The organism is Acidihalobacter prosperus (genome assembly GCF_000754095.2).
Lineage (GTDB): Bacteria > Pseudomonadota > Gammaproteobacteria > DSM-5130 > Acidihalobacteraceae > Acidihalobacter > Acidihalobacter prosperus.
In genome coordinates this window covers 33,643-52,607 of record NZ_JQSG02000002.1, presented here as the reverse complement: position 1 = coordinate 52,607, position 18,965 = coordinate 33,643, and the positions used below count along the sequence as shown (strand labels likewise).

Annotated in this window: 21 protein-coding genes; 13 read left to right on the top strand and 8 right to left on the bottom strand. The window is 63.5% G+C overall.

The genetic code is table 11. The annotated features are described in order from the left end of the window. Window positions 1-101: 101 nt before the first annotated feature. Both THPRO_RS04160 and THPRO_RS04155 read right to left on the bottom strand, forming a co-directional pair. Window positions 102-950 (bottom strand): ATP-binding protein, encoded by an 849-nt coding sequence (locus THPRO_RS04160; protein ID WP_065089265.1) that lies wholly within the window; start codon window positions 948-950, stop codon window positions 102-104. Window positions 951-1,030: 80 nt separating this feature from the next. Then, complete coding sequence (locus THPRO_RS04155) at window positions 1,031-1,672, bottom strand: class I SAM-dependent methyltransferase (RefSeq protein WP_082954492.1); 642 nt, start codon at window positions 1,670-1,672, stop codon at window positions 1,031-1,033. A gap of 249 nt (window positions 1,673-1,921) precedes the next feature. Here THPRO_RS04155 and THPRO_RS04150 point away from each other — a divergent pair, with 249 nt between their 5' ends. The 5 genes from THPRO_RS04150 (at window position 1,922) to THPRO_RS17470 (ending at window position 5,266) form a co-directional block, all read left to right on the top strand. After that, complete coding sequence (locus tag THPRO_RS04150) at window positions 1,922-2,722, top strand: class I SAM-dependent methyltransferase (protein WP_052064572.1); 801 nt, start codon at window positions 1,922-1,924, stop codon at window positions 2,720-2,722. A 65-nt stretch (window positions 2,723-2,787) separates the two neighbouring features. Continuing rightward, window positions 2,788-3,318, top strand: a complete 531-nt coding sequence (locus THPRO_RS04145; RefSeq protein ID WP_038092237.1) for a GNAT family N-acetyltransferase — start codon at window positions 2,788-2,790, stop codon at window positions 3,316-3,318. A gap of 147 nt (window positions 3,319-3,465) precedes the next feature. Beyond that, window positions 3,466-3,996 (top strand): 2'-5' RNA ligase family protein, encoded by a 531-nt coding sequence (locus THPRO_RS04140; protein WP_038092235.1) that lies wholly within the window; start codon window positions 3,466-3,468, stop codon window positions 3,994-3,996. Between the two features lie 79 nt (window positions 3,997-4,075). After that, on the top strand, window positions 4,076-4,753 hold the full coding sequence (locus THPRO_RS04135) for a CPBP family intramembrane glutamic endopeptidase (protein ID WP_038092232.1): 678 nt from the start codon (window positions 4,076-4,078) through the stop codon (window positions 4,751-4,753). Between the two features lie 228 nt (window positions 4,754-4,981). Then, on the top strand, window positions 4,982-5,266 hold the full coding sequence (locus tag THPRO_RS17470; protein ID WP_407922445.1) for a GNAT family N-acetyltransferase: 285 nt from the start codon (window positions 4,982-4,984) through the stop codon (window positions 5,264-5,266). A gap of 177 nt (window positions 5,267-5,443) precedes the next feature. On the opposite strand, the gene ettA is transcribed toward THPRO_RS17470, so the two are convergent. Continuing rightward, window positions 5,444-7,111, bottom strand: coding sequence for an energy-dependent translational throttle protein EttA (gene ettA / locus THPRO_RS04130; RefSeq protein ID WP_038092230.1), 1,668 nt, complete (start codon window positions 7,109-7,111; stop codon window positions 5,444-5,446). A 210-nt stretch (window positions 7,112-7,321) separates the two neighbouring features. Between ettA and soxX the strand changes: the two genes are divergently transcribed. Beyond that, the gene (soxX, locus tag THPRO_RS04125) at window positions 7,322-7,714 is read left to right on the top strand and encodes a sulfur oxidation c-type cytochrome SoxX (RefSeq protein ID WP_145930689.1); all 393 of its coding nucleotides are present in this window, start codon (window positions 7,322-7,324) and stop codon (window positions 7,712-7,714) included. 36 nt (window positions 7,715-7,750) lie between these two features. Next, complete coding sequence (soxA, locus tag THPRO_RS04120; RefSeq protein ID WP_038092226.1) at window positions 7,751-8,605, top strand: sulfur oxidation c-type cytochrome SoxA; 855 nt, start codon at window positions 7,751-7,753, stop codon at window positions 8,603-8,605. A gap of 7 nt (window positions 8,606-8,612) precedes the next feature. Here soxA and THPRO_RS04115 read toward each other — a convergent pair whose 3' ends face one another. Continuing rightward, window positions 8,613-9,914, bottom strand: coding sequence for a sensor domain-containing diguanylate cyclase (locus THPRO_RS04115; RefSeq protein WP_065089264.1), 1,302 nt, complete (start codon window positions 9,912-9,914; stop codon window positions 8,613-8,615). Window positions 9,915-10,059: 145 nt separating this feature from the next. Here THPRO_RS04115 and THPRO_RS04110 point away from each other — a divergent pair, with 145 nt between their 5' ends. From THPRO_RS04110 to merA, 3 genes are all read left to right on the top strand, one after another. Further along, entirely contained in the window at window positions 10,060-10,416 is a 357-nt protein-coding gene (locus THPRO_RS04110; protein WP_038092221.1) for a mercuric transporter MerT family protein, read from the top strand. 20 nt (window positions 10,417-10,436) lie between these two features. Next, window positions 10,437-10,748, top strand: coding sequence for a cation transporter (locus THPRO_RS04105; protein WP_038092218.1), 312 nt, complete (start codon window positions 10,437-10,439; stop codon window positions 10,746-10,748). A gap of 64 nt (window positions 10,749-10,812) precedes the next feature. Further along, window positions 10,813-12,429, top strand: a complete 1,617-nt coding sequence (gene merA, locus THPRO_RS04100; protein ID WP_038092213.1) for a mercury(II) reductase — start codon at window positions 10,813-10,815, stop codon at window positions 12,427-12,429. Here merA and THPRO_RS04095 read toward each other — a convergent pair. The 4 genes from THPRO_RS04095 to THPRO_RS04080 form a co-directional block, all read right to left on the bottom strand. Beyond that, on the bottom strand, window positions 12,426-13,172 hold the full coding sequence (locus THPRO_RS04095; RefSeq protein WP_038092210.1) for an SDR family oxidoreductase: 747 nt from the start codon (window positions 13,170-13,172) through the stop codon (window positions 12,426-12,428). The two genes, merA and THPRO_RS04095, sit on opposite strands and share 4 nt — an antisense overlap. Before the next feature lie 93 nt (window positions 13,173-13,265). Continuing rightward, window positions 13,266-13,736 (bottom strand): YaiI/YqxD family protein, encoded by a 471-nt coding sequence (locus THPRO_RS04090; RefSeq protein WP_038092209.1) that lies wholly within the window; start codon window positions 13,734-13,736, stop codon window positions 13,266-13,268. Between the two features lie 105 nt (window positions 13,737-13,841). Next, window positions 13,842-14,207 (bottom strand): DUF4870 family protein, encoded by a 366-nt coding sequence (locus tag THPRO_RS04085; protein WP_065089263.1) that lies wholly within the window; start codon window positions 14,205-14,207, stop codon window positions 13,842-13,844. A gap of 374 nt (window positions 14,208-14,581) precedes the next feature. After that, window positions 14,582-15,277 (bottom strand): aspartate/glutamate racemase family protein, encoded by a 696-nt coding sequence (locus THPRO_RS04080; RefSeq protein WP_038092204.1) that lies wholly within the window; start codon window positions 15,275-15,277, stop codon window positions 14,582-14,584. Between the two features lie 419 nt (window positions 15,278-15,696). On the opposite strand from THPRO_RS04080, the gene ilvB reads away from it, so the two are divergent. From ilvB to ilvC, 3 genes are read left to right on the top strand one after another with little or no spacing between them, the layout of a single operon-like run. Further along, entirely contained in the window at window positions 15,697-17,391 is a 1,695-nt protein-coding gene (ilvB, locus tag THPRO_RS04075) for a biosynthetic-type acetolactate synthase large subunit (protein ID WP_065089390.1), read from the top strand. 11 nt (window positions 17,392-17,402) lie between these two features. After that, on the top strand, window positions 17,403-17,894 hold the full coding sequence (gene ilvN, locus THPRO_RS04070) for an acetolactate synthase small subunit (RefSeq protein WP_038092200.1): 492 nt from the start codon (window positions 17,403-17,405) through the stop codon (window positions 17,892-17,894). A gap of 48 nt (window positions 17,895-17,942) precedes the next feature. Beyond that, on the top strand, window positions 17,943-18,959 hold the full coding sequence (gene ilvC / locus THPRO_RS04065; RefSeq protein ID WP_038092197.1) for a ketol-acid reductoisomerase: 1,017 nt from the start codon (window positions 17,943-17,945) through the stop codon (window positions 18,957-18,959). Window positions 18,960-18,965: the final 6 nt, after the last annotated feature.

The window sequence follows — 18,965 nt, the reverse complement described above, 5'->3', positions numbered from 1 at the left end:
GGGTCGTTCAAGCCTAGCGCATCCGCCCGCGCCGGCCCAGTCAGCCCGATGAGCGGGCAAGCGAGTTGGCGGGGCGTGCCCAGGACGCGCTCCGCGCGCGACTAAAGCGCGTTGCGCCCGGCCCAGTCGCGCGCGAATTGGGCGGCTACTCGGCCGCTGCGCGAGCCGCGTTCCAGCGCGAAACGCAGGGCTTCGGGGCGTACCGTTTCCTCGTCGAAGGCGACCTGCATGCGTTGCAATGTGTGGTAGACGATGCCGAGGTAGTCTTCCTGGCGGAAGGCGTGAAAACCGATCCACAGGCCGAAGCGTTCGGACAGGGAAATCTTCTCTTCAACCGCCTCGCCGTGGTGAATCTCGCCGTCGGCCACGCGCGTGTCCAGGTTGTCGCGCTGGTATTCGGGCAGCAGGTGACGGCGATTGGAAGTCGCGTAGATGAGAACGTTGTCCGGGGCGGCGGCAACCGAACCGTCCAGCGTTGCCTTGAGCGCCTTGTAGCTCGGGTCGTCGGCCTCGAAGGAAAGATCGTCGGAGAAGATCACGAAGCGTTCGGGGCGTTCGTACAACGGCTCGACGATCTCGGGCAGGTCGGCCAGATCGCGCCGTTCGACCTCGATCAGGCGCAGGCCCTCGCCGGCGAACTGCTCCAGCATGGCGCGGATGAGCGAGGACTTGCCGGTGCCGCGCGAACCCCACAGCAGGGCATTGTTGGCCGGCAGGCCGCGCACGAACTGCGCCGTGTTGCGCGCCAGCAAGGACTTCTGGCGCTCGATGCCGAGCAGGGCGTCGGGCTCGATCAGTTGCGGGTGGCGTACCGGCTGCAGGTAACCGGGTCGGCGCCAGCGGAAGGCCACAGCGTCCCAGTCCGTTTCCGGAGTGGCGGCGGGCAGCAGGGGTTCGAGGCGGTCGAGCAAGGCGTCCAGGCGGCTGAACAGGCGGTCGATGTCGGTCATTGGGGTTCGGGTCTTGGAAGATGGGCTTGCATGTTAACGCGTCGTGCGCCGCTGGAATCGAGGCACGACGCGGCGACGGATTAGCAGGGGCGTCGTGCGCGCACGAGGCAGTCGAGGGCGACGCGGGTGCCGGCATCGGTTTCCACTGGGCGCTCGACCACGCCGGCCTTCTCGACTTCCAGCCGGTCGTCCAGCGCCGCGAGCACCTCGTTCGCGGTGTAGAGTACATCGGGATTCTGCGGGCCGCCGTAGCCGTCCTTCAGATTGGCCGAGTCATGCGCGACCAGCAGGAAGGTGCCGCCCGGCGCCACCGCCTCGGCCGCTCTTGCGATGACCGGGGTCAGCTCGGCCTGCGGAATCTGCAGGTAGATCAACAAGACGAGGTCGTAGGCGTCGGGTGTGGGCACATAATCGTGCAGATCGGCCACCTCGCAGGTCACGCGTTCGGCAACCTGGCGCTCTGCCGCCAGACGGCGGCACTTTTTCATGGCGACATCGGAAAAATCGACCGCGTGCGCCTGCCAGCCCTGTTCGGCGAGCCAGACCGCGTTGCGGCCCTCGCCGGCAGCGAGATCCAGGGCCCTGCCAGGCGGCAGATCAGCGACTTCTTCCGCCACGAAGCGGTTCGCGTTGGCGGTCCAGACGAACGCCTGGGCCGCATAGCGCTGGTTCCAGAAATCGCTGTTTTGTACGGGTGGTCTTCCTGTCTCTGGGTTTGACATGAGCAGATCCTTTTCCAGTGCGCGGCAGCCGCTGTCCGCGCCACGGGTCAATGAACGGTGATGCGGATTTTACGCGAGGACGCGGGTGCATGCCCCAATGGTTTGTGATGGGTTAAACGCACGTATTCCCGGTTGGGCGGTCGAAAGACAATGCGCTTAGACGCCGACCTGCTGCGATGGTTCGGCGGCGCCTTATGCGTGTACACCCAATCAACCAGGTGGAAGAGGGCGACAATGCCGGGTACCAGGATGCACGTACCCTATAAGGCGCGCGTGGCCGAGTTTTTCGATGCGCGCTCCGGATACGGGCGCAGCGAACTGCATGCGCGCATGGCCGAGCGCTTTCTCGATCTCGCTGCACCGCAGCCGGGCGAGCGTGTCCTCGACATTGCTACCGGGACCGGCTTCGTAGCCATACCCGCGGCACGCCTCGTTGGCGATGGCGGGCAGGTCGTTGGCGTGGATATTTCGGAGGGCATGCTGGCTCAGGCTGCCGCTGCGCTGGCCGAGTCCGGCCTGGACAATCTGGATCTGCGTCTGGCCGATGCCGAAGACTTGGATTTTCCTGCAGCAAGTTTCGACCTCGTCACCTGCTGCAATGCGTTGCCGTACATGGCCGATGTTTCGGCGGCGCTTCGCCGCTGGCATGCGCTGCTGAGGCCAGGGGGCAGACTGGTGTTCAACTGTTGGGCGGGAAATTCCCATGCGACCGGCCATTTGTTGCGCTCCCTCGCTGGGACGCAGGGTATTTATGTATCGCCGGTCGGGCACGATACGGGTACGCCTGAGCGTTGCCACGCTTTGCTGGCGGAAACGGGTTACTCAAGATCGGACGTGATCGTTGAGCCTACCTCGAATTATCTTTCGGCGGAGCATTTGAACGACGTGCTGGCATCGGCCTTGAAGAGTCCGTTGTTTGGAATTGCTGCAGACGATGCGATCCGAATCGAAGCCCTTCGCAACGAGTACCTTGAAGCGGCGCGCTCGACGGAAGTTCTGGAAAGCCTTGAAAGGGAGGTGGGTGCGTATTTTGTCGTGGCGTACCGATAGATATCCGTGTGATGTGTCACCTAACAACTGACAAAGTTGGCTCAACGAGGATTTCAAATCCACCGATGAAAATTGAACTGATTCAGGAATACGAGATTTCGCCGGCCGCTCACGCAAAGATCATCGATCTGAAGAACCGCTGCTTTCCCGATCATCAGAAGCCCTGGTCGTACTACAAGCAACTCCCGCACTTTCGCTTTCTGGTTTACGACGATACCTCCCTGATTGCGCATATGGGTGTGGATCACCGTGTAATCGCGGTCGACGACCAACCACGTACCATTTTCGGGATCGTGGATTTGTGTGTCGACCCGCAATTCCGCGATCGGGGGATCGCGTCCGAATTGCTTGACAAGCTGTCCGAACTGGCGAGGCGTTCGCGCATCGATTTTCTTTTCGCCATCGTAAACCGCGCTCGACTTTACGAGCGCAACGGTTTTCAGGGCTTGGACGCGCTTTGTTTATGGTTGCGTATCAACGACCACAAGAACTACGGCGCAGCGGTTGAAAGGATTGCCAACGAAATCATGGTCAAGCAGATTGGGGAAAAAGGCTGGGTGGATGGGCCGATCGATCTGCTTGGATATATGTTTTGAGCAACCAAAGCCACTGCGCACAGTGATACTTATGCCACTTTCGTGATTGGGCCATCTGCTAGCGAATACATAACTGCCACATTGGGAGGGAACTAAGTACGTCTCCACAATATCTAGAGTGCAGATGGCGCTTCAGGTTCTGTTCCGATGGGCTACGCGATTGAGATGTTCTTCGACGGGGTCGGCGAGTCGCGGCTGCTCTCGGTATGGGATGACTTCGTTCGGTTCGGCGCAACCACGATGCGAAACGGCAATGCTCGCCCGCACATTTCCCTCGCTGTCGCCGATTCAGTTGACTTGCCGGCGACTCGGCAGCTGCTGAGCGATTTCGCCCAATCTCTCCAGCCATTCGAGCTGACACTGGCGACGTTGGGGTGGTTCACCGCCAGCGAACACGTGTTATTACTCGCTCCGAAAGTCACCTCCAAACTTCTGGGATTGCACGAACGTTTTTTCGAGCGGTTTTCTAACGTCGCCGATGGCGTTTGGCAGCACTACGTACCCGCCACTTGGATGCCGCATTGCACGTTGGCGATGGGGCTGTCTGCAACGCAACTTGGTCTGGCCTTGGATGCCTGTCAATCTTTCAGGTTGCCACTTGCTTGCACCGTATCTGAGATTGGCCTTGTCGAGTTCAGTCCGGTTAACGATGTGCTCACGGTTTCGTTTGGGGAATGAATAAAATTCCTGACAATGCGCGAGGACGAACGTTGCCTTTCATTCAGCGTGATCATTTGCCCTCAGGATACGACTATCTATGATGCTTTTTCTCTTATATCTTGGCCTCTTTTTTGCGCTCACCTTGTCACCACTCTCGTTGGCCTACTTTAAGCGGCTGCGTATCGATCAATTATCACTGGCTCCACGTATATCGTTATGGGTGGTGGCTGCGATTGAGCTTGTTATCGCTGCTACAGGCATTGATACATGGCGTAGGCTTATTGGCTTGGTATGGCCTACATGGCAAATGTTGGGGATGGCTGTCATTGCTTCCGCTGTTCTGTTTTTCATTTTTGGTGTTTATCAGCACTTTTTGGATAAGTACAAATTTTTTGATGTTTCTCAGAAGCAACTGGAGCTTCAAAAAACCCTTTTTGAGATGCCGCTCTGGCGTCGGCTCTTTGTTGTGACCACGGCTGCTTTCACCGAGGAGATTTTGTATCGTGGTTACGCTATCGGTATAGGCCAGTACCTCCTTGGTAGCGTTTGGCTGGCGTGCATTCTTTCGATTGTTGCATTCATGCTAGCGCACTTGGCTTGGGGACTGGCACATCTTATCCCGATCTTCCTGGCTACATTCGCCATTACATTGACCTTCGTGCTCACCCAAAATCTCTGGGCTTGTATCATCGTGCATGGGATTCTCGACGGGGTTGGGCTGCTTATCGGTCCTGTTGTCATGGCGCGCAAGAATCGAACTCTAGTCGAAGATTAACAAGCCGTCCTAAGCAGATGCGAAAAATGTGTGATTCGAATTTGGGTGGCCTCGTGAAAGCATCTAAGATGCCAAATGCGCATGGAAATTAGACGCACTGAAATCGCTGATGCGCTCTCGATCAGTGATCGCATTCGGTCGTCAACCGAATTTTCACAGATGACGGTTGGATTTCGAGAGGAAGTTGACGCATTGGAATACGCTTAGTAGTCCTAAGGAGCTCGCGGGCTGCATGGCAGGGGAAGGCGTGAATTTTGTGCGGTGATGAATGGCGTAATCGTTGGACACGTTGCTTTTAAATCAACCAATTTCCTTTCCCTGCCTTTTGTTCGAAAGGAATTTCAGAGTCGTGGAATCGGTTGCCGACTCCTTGCTGAAACGCTTCATCAATTCCACGAAGCTACTGTAACTCTTCCTTCAGACTTGGCAGTGAAGTTTTACGCAAGGATGGGGTTCAAATTGAGTGGAGAGAGGTTTAATGATACGGGGGCATGGAATACCCCTGTGAAATGAACCAACAAGGAGATTCCGGCAGACGCCTGCGGCGGAGCTGATTGTTAAGTAGGACGATTGTTGTTGGACTTGGCCGACGGCGTCTTATCGATATGCGGTTTGCCGATGTGGTCCGAAACTGCGGATTACGCTTGCCCTCATCCACCCGCCTGTTGGCGGGTGGATGAGCAAGAGCGGTCAGGCGCTGAGGCGTCGGTACTTCATGCGATGGGGCTGGTCGGCGGCGGTGCCGAGACGCGCGTGGCGGTCGGCTTCGTAGTCCGTGTAGTTGCCCTCGAACCAGGTCACGGTGCCGTCGTCCTCGAAGGCGAGGATGTGGGTGGCGATGCGGTCGAGGAACCAGCGGTCATGCGAGATGACCACGGCGCTGCCGGGGAAGTCGAGCAGGGCCTCTTCCAGCGCACGCAGGGTTTCCACGTCGAGGTCGTTGGTCGGTTCGTCGAGCAGCAGCAGGTTGCCGCCGCTCTTGAGCAGCTTGGCCAGATGCACGCGGTTGCGTTCGCCGCCGGACAGATCCTTGACCCGCTTCTGCTGGTCGGTGCCCTTGAAGTTGAAGCGGCTGGCATAGGCGCGCGAGTTCACCTCGTAGTTGCCGACAGTGATGATGTCCTGGCCGTCTGAGAGTTCTTCCCACACGGACTTGTCGCCGCCGAGAGCGTCGCGGCTCTGGTCGACGTAGGCGATCTGCACGGTCTCGCCGACGGTGATGGTGCCCTCGTCGGGCTGCTCGGCGCCGGTGAGCATGCGGAACAGCGTGGTCTTGCCCGCGCCGTTGGGGCCGATCACGCCGACGATGCCGCCTCGCGGCAGGCTGAACGACAGCCCTTGGTAGAGCACGCGGTCGCCGAAGGACTTGCTGAGGTTCTCGACCTCGATCACCTTGTCGCCCAGGCGCGGGCCGGGCGGAATGTAGATTTCCTTGGTCTCCGAGCGTTTCTGGTAGTCGCTGGCGCTCAATTCCTCGAAGCGCTTGAGGCGGGCCTTGGACTTGGCCTGGCGGCCCTTGGGATTGGCGCGCACCCATTCCAGCTCGGCCTCCATGGCCTTGACGCGCGCGCCCTCGCTCTTTTCTTCCTGCGCCAGGCGGCGTTCCTTCTGCTCCAGCCAGGAAGAGTAGTTGCCCTCCCAGGGGATGCCGTGGCCGCGGTCGAGTTCGAGTATCCAGCCGGCCACGTTGTCGAGGAAGTAGCGGTCATGGGTGACCGCGACCACGGTGCCGGGGAATTCCTGCAGGAAGCGTTCGAGCCAGGCCACCGACTCGGCGTCGAGGTGGTTGGTGGGCTCGTCGAGGATCAGCATGTCGGGTGCCGACAGCAGCAGGCGGCACAGCGCCACGCGGCGGCGTTCGCCGCCGGAGAGCTTGGTGACGTCGGCGTCCCACGGCGGCAGGCGCAGCGCCTCGGCGGCGACCTCCAGCTTGTGGTCGAGATTATGCGCGTCGGCGGCCTGGATGATGTTCTCCAGGCGCGCCTGCTCGGCGGCCAGCGCGTCGAAGTCGGCGTCGGGTTCGGCGTAGGCGGCATAGACGGCGTCGAGCTTGGCCTGCGCTTCCTTGATTTCGCCGAGGCCTTCCTCGACGTTGCCGCGCACGTCCTTGTCCGGGTTCAGCGCCGGCTCCTGGGGCAGGTAGCCGATGTTGATGCCGGGCTGCGGGCGCGCCTCGCCGACGATGTCGGTGTCGACGCCGGCCATGATGCGCAGCAGCGTGGACTTGCCGGCGCCGTTGTAGCCGAGCACGCCGATCTTGGCGCCGGGGAAGAAATTCAGCGAGATGTCGCGGAGGATTTGTTTCTTGGGCGGCACGATCTTGCCGACGCCGCTCATGGTGTAGATGTATTGCGCCATAGGGGATGGTTGTTCGGGTATGGATGACGGGCGGTCATTATCGGGAATCGGACGCCGGGGCGCCAGCGGGGGGAGAGTGATAATCAAATTCGATCGGCAGTTCAGCATTATCGATTGCCGACGGCAATCGGGGTAAGATGCACCGCATTGGTGCATTTGGCGCTGGCCGGCGAAAGCCTTCGCGGACACGCCCATCGTCCCGGAGTCGTCATGAAAATGAATCCCTGTCGCGGATTTCCGACCTTGTGCGCGGGCCTGTCCGTGGCTGCGTTGCTGGGCGTGATCGCGTTGGCCGCACGGCAACCGGCGGCACAGCCCGCGCCCGCATCCGCAGCGGATATCGCCGCAGGTCGGCAACTCGCGTTCAGCCGCAAGGGCGGCAACTGCATCGCATGCCACCAGATCAAGGGCGCGGTGATGGCGGGAGACATCGCGCAGCCGCTGCAGCCGCCGTTTCCCGACCGCCAGCGACTGTTCGCGCAGATATGGGACGCGCGCCAGAACTACGGCAGCAACACGATCATGCCGCCCTACGGCGCCAATCAGCTGCTGACGCGCAGGCAGATTCACCAGATAATGGATTTTCTGTATTCGCTCAAATGACGGGCGATATCCCGACACACCGATGGACGATCCTCGATGAAACTATCGCGCAGCTTTTGGTTGCCGCTGCTGGCGCTGCTGGCATTCGGCAGCGCCAGCAGCGCCGCCCAGCCTTCGCCGGCACGGGATCTGGCGGCGTTCCGGAATTATTTCCAGACGCGTTTCCCGGGCGTGCCGCTCAAGGCCTACGCCCAGGGGGAATGGATACCGGGAATCGCGAGTGCGGACGCGCTGGCGCAGTATCGCAGCGTGATGCAGTTCCCACCGCAGGCGCTGGCGGTGGCGGCGGGCAAGCGGCTGTTCGACACGCCGTTTCCCAACGGGCACCGCTATGCCGACTGCTTCCCGCATGGCGGCATCGGGATTCGCCAGGACTATCCGCGCTTCGACGCGAAGACCGGACAGGTGGAGACGCTGGCCTTGGCGGTCAACCGCTGCCGGCTTGAAAACGGCCTCAAGCCGCTGGCCTGGGAGCGCGGCCCGCTGGCCGAAATCCTCGCCTACCTGGCGAGCACCTCGGCGGGGCGGGCGATGCACGTCGCCACGCCGAATACGCCGGCCGCGCTGGCCGCCTATGCACGTGGCAAGACCTTCTTCTACGCGCCCATCGGGCGGCTCAATCTTTCCTGCGCGGATTGCCACATGCTGCATTCCGGGCAGCGGCTGCGGGCGCAGCTGATCAGCCCCGCGCTGGGCATGCCCGCGGGTTTCCCAGTGTACCGCGCCAAATGGGGTGGGCTTGGGACGCTCGACCGCCGCTTCATCGGCTGCAACAAGAAGATCCGCGCGCGGCCGTTCAAGCCGCAGAGCGTGCGCTACCGCGATCTGGCCTATTTCCTGAGCTACATGAGCAACGGCGTGCCGGTGACCGGGCCCGCGTATCGCAACTAGGGTCAGTTCAGTCGCGATACCAGACGACGCGGTCGCGGCCGTCGCGTTTGGCCTGATACAGCGCCTTGTCGGCGCGTTCTAGCAGCCGTTCGATGAGGTGGTCGTCGGCGTTGCTTTCGGTCGCGCCGGCGCTGACCGTGACCCGGTAGCGTTCGCCGTCGTCCTCGAAAGTGGTCTGGCGCATGCGCAGTTGGATGCGTTCGACCACCTGCAGGGCCTGCGCGGCGTTGGCTTGCTCCAGGATCAGGCAGAATTCCTCGCCGCCGAGACGGCCGAAAAGATCGGTTTCGCGCAGTTCCGCGCAAGCTTCCTCGACGAAACGCGTGAGCACCCGGTCGCCGGCGACATGGCCGAAACGGTCGTTAACGGCCTTGAAGTGGTCGAGGTCGAGGATGATCAGGGTCAGGCCCGGCCCGTAGCGACGGTGGTGGCGCAGACGGTCGCCGGCGCGTTCGAGGAAATCGCGTCGATTGGCGATGCCGGTCAGCGGGTCGGTGGTCGCGAGCAGGCGCAGTTTGCGTTCGAGCATCTTGCGCTCGGTCACGTCTCGGTAGATGCCCTCGACGCCGGCGAACTGTCCGTCCTCGTCGTAGAGGGCGTGGCTGCTGATCGAGATGTCGATGACCTGCCCGTCGCTGCGCACCATCTGGCCGGGGAAGTCGGCGACCTCGCCGTATTCGCGGATGGCCTGCTTGAAGGCGTCGCGGTCGTCCGGATTGGGGTAGTAGTCCTCGGCCGCGCGTCCGATGATCTCCCGCGGTTCGTAGCCGAGCACGCGGCGTACGCCCGGGCCGACCATCTGTACGATGCCCTGCGCGTCGGTGCGGTAATACACGTCCTGCATGCTTTCGAACAGCCGGCGCAGGTTCTGCTCGTTGTCCTGCCGTTGCGCTTCCATCAGATGCCGCCGCGTCATGTCGAGCGCGACCACGAGCAGCGCGGGGCGCCCCTCGTGGCGGCACAGGCGGCTGCTGGCCGCCACCACGCGCAGATTGTCGCGCAGGCTGATCAGCCGGACCTCGGTCGCGGGATTGGGGATGCCGCCGGATTCGAGGCGACGCAGGCGATTGCCGGTCTGCACGACATCCATCGGGTGCACGAAATCCATCAGTCCACGCCCGATCAGCTGGTCGGGCGTGTCGGCTTCGAGTATCTGCTGCGCGATCGCGTTGACGCGCGCGAGTCGGCCATCGACGATCACGGCGAGTCCGGCCGGGGCGAGGTCGAAAAGATCGCAGCTGCCGTCCGTTTCGGGCGCGCCGACGTCGCCTCTGCCGGGCTGCTGCGAATGGGGGTCCAGGCTCGCCATAATTGCCCTGTTCGATGTGCTGTTTTATGCGTGAGGGTAGCCGTTTCACGACGACTTGGCAAAACGCGTCCGCCGGGATGGACGACTTGAGTCCGTACCTGGGTACGGCGTTATCGTGTGCTCCCCCATCACGGGAGACGACATCATGACGCAAAAGGATCGCGGGCGCTGGAATCTCGCCGGCGCGATCGTGGCGGGCGTCGGCGCGTCCGCCTGCTGCTTCGGTCCGCTGATTCTGCTGGGTCTTGGCATCAGCGGCACCTGGATCGCCAGCCTGACGGCGCTGGAACCCTACCGACCGCTGTTCATTGCCCTGGTGGCGATGTTTCTGTTGCTCGCCTTCCGACGGCTATACCGAAACGAAAAAACGTGCGACGACGGGCAAGCCTGCGCGATACCCGAAGTGCGGCGCCGGCAGCGCTTCATCTTTTGGTCGGTCGGCGTCATTCTGCTGGTGGTGCTGGCGCTGCCGGATATTGCGCCCTACCTGCTGGGCTACTGAAGATTACGGAGGATCGGATCATGAGCAAGACCTTGATCGTTGCCTGTTTTCTGGCGATGACGCCGGCTGTCTGGGCGGCGACGCCCGCGCCGGCGGCGCATGGGGATGCGCACGCGTTGCGTCATATCACCCTGTCGGTACCCAATATGACCTGCGGCCTGTGCCCCGTCACCATTCGCGCGGCCCTGGACAAGGTGCCGGGCGTGACCCAGGTGCGCCCCGACCTCGATCGCAAGACGGTGAGCGTCACCTACGATCCGCACAAGGCCAGCGTGGCGGCCTTGACGGCCGCGACGGCGGATGCGGGCTACCCCTCTCGGCCGCTGAAATGATGCAGGGCGGGCCGGCGTGCCCGCGCGGGCGCGCTCAAGCGACTAAAGCACGAAGGATAAGGGCATGAGCACCACATTACGCATCACCGGCATGACCTGCGAACACTGTGCCGTCGCCGTGGGGCGGGCGCTCGACAAGCTCGAAGGCGTACGCGCGCGGGTGTCCTACGAAGAGGGGGTCGCCCGCGTCGAGGGCGGGTGCGCGGACGACTGGGTCCGGCTGGTGCGGGCTGCGGGGTACGACGCCTACCCGCTGGATGGGGACGGGCAGGGCGAGATGCCCGGGCCGGGGCTGCGGGTCGTGGTGATCGGCTCGGGTTCTGCGGCCTTTGCCGGCGCCATCCGCGCCGCCGAGGCCGGTGCTCAGGTGACGCTGATCGAGCGGGGTACCCTGGGCGGTACCTGCGTCAACATCGGCTGCGTGCCGTCGAAGATCATGATCCGCGCCGCGCTGATGGCCCATCAGGCTGGACACCACCCCTTCGACGGGCTGGAGCGGCACGTCCCCGCGGTCGACCGCGCTGCGTTAGCCGCGCAGCAGCAGGGTCGCGTCGATGCGCTGCGCAAGGCCAAGTACGAAGACATCCTCGCGACCAATCCCTCGCTGCAGCTGTTGCGCGGCAGCGGTCGTCTCGCCGGCGAGCATCGCGTCGAGGTTATGCACGCGGACGGCACCTCGACGCGTCTGCTGGCCGACCGGGTGCTGATCGCCACCGGCGCCTCGGCCGCTATCCCTTCGATTCCGGGCCTCGCCGGAACGCCCTACTGGACCTCGACAGAGGCGCTGACCGCAGAGACGATCCCGCAACGTCTCGCCGTGATCGGCGGTTCCGTGGTGGCGCTTGAATTGGCGCAGGCCTTTGCGCGCCTCGGCAGTCGGGTGACGCTGTTCGCGCGCAGCACGCTGCTCTCGCGGGAGGATGCCGCGCTGGGCGAGGGGCTCGCGGAGATCCTGCGTGCGGAGGGTCTCGACCTGCGCCTGCACAGCGTGCCTCAGCGGGTAGCGCATGTCGGCGGGCGTTTCCGCCTGACGCTGGCCGACGGCATGCTCGAAAGCGAGGCCTTGCTGGTGGCGACGGGCCGACGCGCGAATACCGCCGAACTGGGACTGCAGACGGTCGGTCTCGAGACCGATGCAGAGGGACGCATCGCGGTCGATGCGCATCTGCGCACGGGGATCGACTGGATCCATGCCGCCGGCGACTGCACCGCGTTGCCGCAATACGTGTACGTCGCCGCGGCGGCCGGCACGCGCGCGGCGATCAACATGACCGGCGGCGATGCCAGCCTCGACCTCGCGGCGATGCCGGCGGTGGTGTTCACCGACCCGCAGGTCGCCACCGTCGGCCTGAGCGAGCGGCAGGCGAAGGCGCACGGGCTGGAGGCCGAGAGCCGCACGCTGAGTCTGGACAACGTGCCCCGCGCCCTGGCGAATTTCGACACCCGCGGTTTCGTCAAGCTGGTGGCCGAGCGCGGTAGCGGCCGCCTGCTCGGCGCGCAGATACTGGCTGCGGAGGCAGGCGAAATGATCCAGAGCGCCGCGCTGGCGCTGGCCGCCGGCATGACGGTCGACGATCTGGCCGGGCGCCTGTTCCCCTATCTGACCATGGTCGAGGGGCTCAAGCTCTGCGCGCAGACCTTCTCGCGCGACGTTTCCCAGCTCTCCTGCTGTGCCGGCTAGCGGCCGCCTGAGACGTCGAGGTTGGCGCCGGTCACGTAACTCGCCTCGTCGGAAAGCAGCCACAGGATCGCGCGCGCGACTTCCTCGGGCTGTCCGCCGCGCTTCATCGGCACTGCGTCCTTGACCCGGTCGACGCGCCCCGGCTCGCCGCCGCTGGCGTGGATGTCGGTATAGATCACGCCGGGACTCACGGCATTGACCCGGATGCCGGCGTCGGCGACCTCCCGGGCGAGGCCGATGGTCAGCGTATCGACCGCTGCCTTGGAGGCGGCGTAGTCCACGTACTCGCCGGGACTGCCCAGGCGTGCGGCGCGCGAGGAGACATTGACGATGGCCCCGCCCGGGCCGCCACGGCGGGTGGACATGCGCCGCACCGCCTCGCGGGCACACAGAAAACTGCCGGTCACGTTGGCCGCGAACACGCGTGCCAGCCGTGCCGCGTCCATGTCCTCGACGCGCGCATGGCGTTCGAGGATGCCGGCGTTGTTGACCAGCGCCGTTACCCGCCCCAACGCTTCGTCGACCTGCCGGAACAAACTCACTACCTCGTCCTCGACGGCGATGTCGGCCGCGAGCGCGATCGCACGACCGCCCGTGGCCTCGATGTCGGCGACCACGGCTTCGGCTGCGGCACGGTCGCGCCGGTAGTTCACGCATACGGCGTAGCCCGCCCGGGCACCGAGGCGGGCCACAGCGGCACCGATGCCGCGGCTGCCGCCGGTCACGATCAGAACCTGGGACATGGTGTCGTCTCCATGATGTGCGCTTGATGTGGGGTGGACCGGCGGCGGGGGCGAACGTTCCGCCTAGTGTGCCGTTGGCGTCCGGACGAAGCGTTATCGAGCGTTGGATGTCGCGGCGCGTCGTGTCAGCCAGCGGTCGAGCTGGTCGGCGAAGGCTTTTCGGTCGCTTTGGCTGAGGGCGGAGGGTCCGCCGGTCTGCACACCGCTCGCGCGCAGCGTTTCCATGAAATCGCGCATGTTGAGCCGGTCGCGGATGTTGCCCTCGGCGTACAGCTCGCCGCGGGGGCTCAGAGCCTCGGCCCCCTTGTCGATCGCTTCGGCCGCCAGCGGGATGTCGCTGGTGATCACCAGATCGCCAGCTTCCGCACGCCGCACGATCTCGTTGTCCGCCACGTCGAACCCGGAAGCGACCTGCAGGAAGCGAATGAAGGGCGAGGCGGGCACGCGCATGGCGTGATTGGCGACCAGGGTCGCTTGCGTGCCGGTTCGCGTGGCGGCGCGAAAGATGACTTCCTTGATGACTCCCGGACAGGCGTCCGCATCGACCCAAATCCGTGCTGGCATGTCCGACTCCCGATACGCGGCTGTCTGCCGCGCGTCTATTTTGCCGGGAATCGCATTCTCGTGTGCGCATCGCCGCCAACAGCGACGATGCGCACACCGGCCAGCTCAGAAAAACCAGCTGGCGACGTTGGCGGGCGGTTGTTGCTGATCGAGTGCCTTGAGTCCCTTGACGCAGCGCACGATCAGCCAGATAGCCCAGAACAGCAGGATGAAATAGCCGATGACGACGAGGCTGAGCAGCCCACCGACGAACAGGTACAGCCCGCCGATCCAGAAGGTGCGGATCTGGAAACGATAATGTTCCCCCAGCCATTCAGGTGCGTCGCCGCGGTTGACGTAGGCCATCACCACGCCTACGAGACCCGTGATGCCGAACAGCAGGCCGACGAGATAGAGGATGTAGATGATTTTCGCGGTACCGGCCGTGCTGGCGGTCGCTTGGGTTTCGGGGGTTGCCGGGGCGTCGGTCATGCGCTCTCTCCTGTTTGGCGTTTATTTGTGTTGTTCTTTTCCACGATGGACTGCGATATGCGTGCCGGGAATTTCCGACCGTATACCGCATGCCGCGCTGTCATGTTAGCGGCGCTGTGTAACGGTTTGATAAACGGGAGAGGGATAAGCGAAGATGCCTCCTCTGCGTATCGCCGCAGCCTCATGCGCGTCAGCACTTCGTCGAGTGTTTGCGATGATTGCCCGTATCCAGACGATGCGCCGGTGCATTCGGCGATCGAGAGCGGACGGCGGAGGCCCGCGGCTCGGCCTCCCGGTGTGTGGCGGCTACCCTCGGGGCGGGCCGCCGCCGGAACGGACGCCCTGCGATCGTCCGTTGGCCAGCGTATGCCGGCTTATGCGTCTTCGAGTGCGAAATCCGCCGCCGCCTCGGCATGCAAGGTGGCGGTGTCGAAGAGCGGTACCGTGGCGTCGCTGGGCGAGACCAGCATGGCGATCTCGGTACAGCCGAGGATGATGCCTTCGGCGCCGCGCTCGACCAGCCGGTCGATTGCTTCTCGATAGCGCTGGTGAGATGTGTTCTCGACCACGCCGAGGCAGAGTTCCTCGTAGATCACCGCGTGGATCATTTCGCGGTCCGCCGTTTCCGGCACCAGGGTTTCGATGCCGTGCGCCTCGATCCGGGCACGGTAGAAGTCCTCCTCCATGGTGAATCGCGTGCCGAGCAGCCCGACGCGCCGGATGCCCTGTTTGCGGATCGCGGTGGCGGTCGCGTCGGCGATATGCAGCAGCGGGACGGCGACGGCGGCTTCGATCTCGGGGGCGACCTTGTGCATGGTGTTCGTGCACAGCACCACGCAGTCGGCGCCGGCCCGTTCCAGCATGCGGGCGACTTCGCTCAGTAGATCGGCCGCGTCTTCCCAGCGACCGGCCTGCTGCAGGGTCTCGATGTCCTGGAAGTCGACGCTGTAGAGCAGCAGCCGGGCCGAATGCAGACCGCCGAGGCGCTGTTTCACCCGGGTGTTGATGTGCCGGTAATAGGGCACGGTGGACTCCCAGCTCATGCCGCCGATGAGGCCGATGGTTTTCATTCGTTGCTCCGTGGTGGGTGTCCCGTGGATCGGGATTTGCCGTTGTCATGTCATGCCCGCTCGGCGTCAGCGATGGGTCGCCGCCCCAGTAACATCAACGCAGCGGTCGAATAGCGCCGGCGCCGGTAAAACGCAATCGTTTCGGCCTCGACCAGGGCGCGTCCGCAATCCTTCGTGCCAGGGGCGGGTGGGTCCGCAGGCATCCCCGCGCGCAGCCACGGCAATTCGTCGACAGGACTATAGGGGCGAACCGTCCTCATGCGCGAGGATCCTCTGGCGCCGGGCGATGATTTTTTTGTGACGACATATTACTATGCAATGTTCCAGTCGAGGCGCGAGCGATACGCGCCATGTGATCGAGAATCTGCCGACGGCGCCCGAGGTGGCGCCGTCGCGCATTGCGAGGCGGAGAAGACGTGGTGGAACTGACCGGTGCCGAAATATTTGTGCGTTGCCTGAAGGCGGAAGGCGTTGATCTGATTTTTGGCTATCCCGGCGGTGCGGTACTCCACATCTACGACGCGCTGTACAAACAGAAGGATATCAGCCACATCCTCACCCGCCACGAGCAGGGAGCGGTGCATGCGGCCGAGGGCTATGCCAAGTCGACGGGCCGTGTGGGCGTGGCGCTGGTGACCTCCGGGCCGGGCGCGACCAATGCGGTCACCGGCATCGCCGATGCCTACATGGACTCAGTGCCCCTGGTCGTATTCACCGGCCAGGTACCCACCCATGCGATCGGTAGCGACGCGTTTCAGGAAACGGATTCGGTGGGCATCACGCGACCCATCGTCAAGCACAATTTCCTGATCAAGCGCGTCGAGGACATCGCCGAGACGATCAAGAAGGCGTTCTATCTCGCCGCGAGCGGTCGCCCCGGTCCGGTGGTGGTGGACATTCCCAAGGACATCACCGCCGCCAAGGCGGGCTTCAAGTACCCGAAGTCGATCCGCATGCGCTCCTACAATCCCACGGTCAAGGGGCATCCGGGGCAGATCAAGCGTGCCGCCGAGCTGATCCTGCAGGCCGAAAAGCCGATCATCTATGCCGGCGGCGGCGTCATTCTCGGCCAGGCGTCCGATGCGCTGACCGAATTCACGCGCATGCTCGATTACCCCATCACCAACACCCTGATGGGGCTCGGCGGCTATCCCGCGTCCGATCGTCAGTGCCTTGGCATGCTCGGCATGCACGGGACCTACGAGGCGAACATGGCGATGCATCAGGCCGACGTGGTGATCGCCATCGGCGCGCGCTTCGACGACCGCGTGACCGGCAACGTGGACAAGTTCTGTCCGCACGCGAAGATCGTGCACATCGACGTCGACCCCGCCTCCATTTCCAAGACGGTGCGCGTGGACATCCCGATCGTCGGCCAGGTCGGCGACGTGCTCGCGGATCTGATCGAGGTGATCAAGTCGGGCGGCAAGAAGCCCAAGGCCGCGCCGCTCAAGGCTTGGTGGAAGCAGATCGAGGAATGGCGGGCGATGGACTGTCTCAAGTACGACCGCGGCAGCGAGCTGATCAAGCCCCAGTTCGTGCTCGAAAAGCTCTACGAGCTGACCCGCGGCGACGCCTACGTGACCTCCGACGTCGGTCAGCATCAGATGTGGGCCGCGCAGTTCTACAAGTTCGACAAACCCAATCGCTGGATCAACTCCGGAGGTCTTGGCACGATGGGCGTCGGCCTGCCGTTCGCCATCGGCGCGCAGCTTGCGTATCCCGACGAGACGGTGGTCTGCGTGACCGGCGAGGCCAGCATCCAGATGTGCATCCAGGAGCTTTCGACCTGTTTGCAGTACCACTTGCCGATCAAGGTCATCACCCTCAACAACCGCTACATGGGCATGGTGCGGCAGTGGCAGGAGTTCTTCTATCAGGGCCGTTACGCGATGTCCTACATGGACGCGCTGCCGGATTTCGTCAAGCTGGCCGAATCCTACGGCCACGTCGGCATGCGCATCGAGCGGCCCGGCGACGTGGAGGGCGCCTTGCAGGAAGCCCTGGCCATCAAGGACCGGCTGGTGTTCATGGACTTCGTGACCGACGATAGCGAGAACGTTTATCCGATGATCCCGGCCGGCGCCGGTCAAAACGAAATGATTCTGGTCTGACGGGAGTACGCATGCGCCACATCATATCCATTCTCATGGAGAACGAAGCCGGAGCGCTGTCGCGCGTGGCCGGGCTGTTTTCCGCGCGCGGCTACAACATCGAATCCCTGACCGTGGCGCCGACCAACGATCCGACGCTGTCGCGCATGACCCTGGTGACCACTGGCAATGAGCAGATCGTCGAGCAGATCGTCAAGCAGCTCAACAAGCTCATCGACGTGGTCAAGCTGATGGAGCTGAACGAATATCGCTACATCGAGCGCGAGATGATGCTGATCAAGGTGCACGCGGCCGATGCCGGACGCGAGGAAATCAAGCGGCTATCCGATATCTTCCGCGGCCGCATCATCGACGTCACGCCCGAGGTCTATACCATCGAACTGACCGGCACCGGCGAAAAGCTCGACGCCTTCATGGAGGCGGTGGGTGAACGCCATATCCTGGAGGTGGTGCGTTCCGGCGCCATGGGCATCGCCCGCGGCGATCGCGTGCTCCGGGCCTGAACCCAAAACATCCAATGCAACGAAAACGACACTAGGCAAGAGGACGATATGAACATTTTCTACGATAAGGACGCAGACCTTTCCCTGATCCAGGGCATGCGCGTGGCGATCATCGGCTATGGCTCCCAGGGTCATGCCCACGCCAACAACCTCAAGGAATCGGGCGTCGAGGTCGTGGTCGGTCTGCGTGCCGGTTCGTCCTCCGCCGCCAAGGCCGAGGCCGCCGGCCTCACCGTGCAGCCGATCGCCGATGCGGTCAAGGCCGCCGATCTGATCATGATCCTGACGCCCGACGAGCACCAGGCCGCGCTGTATCGCGACGAGATCGCGCCGAACCTCAAGTCCGGTGCGACGCTGGCCTTCGCCCACGGCTTCAACATCCATTTCGAGCAGATCGTGCCGCGCGCCGACCTCGACGTGGTGATGATCGCGCCCAAGGGTCCGGGTCACCTGGTCCGTTCCACCTACACCCAGGGCGGCGGCGTCCCCTGCCTGATCGCCATCAGCCACGATGCCAGCGGCCGGGCGCGCGACGTCGCGCTGTCGTATGCCTCGGCCATCGGCGGCGGCCGCGCCGGCGTGATCGAGACCAGCTTCCGCGAAGAAACCGAGACCGATTTGTTCGGCGAGCAGGCCGTGCTGTGCGGCGGCGCCAGCGCGCTGGTGCAGGCCGGCTTCGAGACCCTGGTCGAAGCGGGCTACGCACCCGAGATGGCCTACTTCGAATGCCTGCATGAACTCAAGCTGATCGTCGACCTGATGTACGAAGGTGGCATCGCCAACATGCGCTATTCGATCTCGAACACGGCGGAATATGGCGATCTGACCCGCGGCCCGCGTATCGTCACTGATGAGACCAAGGCCGAGATGCGCCGCATCCTGCAGGAAATCCAGCGCGGCGAGTTCGCGCGCGAGTTCATTCTCGAGAACCAGGCCGGCGCGGCCACGCTAAAGGCCAAGCGCCGCTTGGGCATGGAGCACCCCATCGAGGCGGTGGGCGAGCGTCTGCGCAGCATGATGCCCTGGATCGCGGCGAACAAGATCGTCGACAAGACCCGCAACTAAGTCGCA